This is a genomic window from Yersinia thracica (assembly GCF_902170565.1).
Taxonomy (GTDB): Bacteria; Pseudomonadota; Gammaproteobacteria; order Enterobacterales; family Enterobacteriaceae; genus Yersinia; species Yersinia thracica.
This window is the reverse complement of sequence record NZ_CABHXX010000079.1, coordinates 1-512: the sequence shown is the minus strand read 5'-3', so window position 1 is coordinate 512 and position 512 is coordinate 1. Positions and strand designations below refer to the sequence as shown.

The window sequence follows — 512 nt, the reverse complement described above, 5'->3', positions numbered from 1 at the left end:
GAATTTTTTGATTTCGAACCATGTTGTATTTCGTAATCAACTCGTTTGTGATGATAGGTTAATTGCCAGTGTCAGTGAGGTATTGCACCAGTATGGTTATCAGGATATAGACGTTAAGGTCGGTAAAAAAACAGGGTATGTTGCTATCCATGGTGCTATTGAGATGGGGGCGAAATGGTTAAGTGTTCAGGAAGCATTAGCAACCGTTGTAGGTTTAAAAGGTTGGGAGGTTATTAATCCTCATGATGGCCAAATCCCACTTCTGATTGATCGTTTCAAAGAACTGGGATTATTAAGTTACCTAAGTATGACGCAAAGTAATAAAGAGATAGTTATTAGCGGCATGCTGTCACCCGAGCAGCAGCAACATCTTCGATTAATGCTAGCGACACTCACCCAACAACCTGATGTATTTCCAGTCAGATATCAAAATATCCCAGTTTCAGATCAAGCCACTCAACTCCTCCCTGCGGCAATTGTTAGTTATGGTGGGAATAGTCATTCAAAATTTG

Annotated in this window: 1 protein-coding gene; it reads left to right on the top strand. The window is 40.4% G+C overall.

The genetic code is table 11. The features are described 5' to 3' along the window. Positions 1-512 (top strand): type III secretion system inner membrane ring subunit SctD (gene sctD, locus FTA91_RS11035; protein WP_145583352.1); only part of this gene is annotated, 512 nt, incomplete at both ends.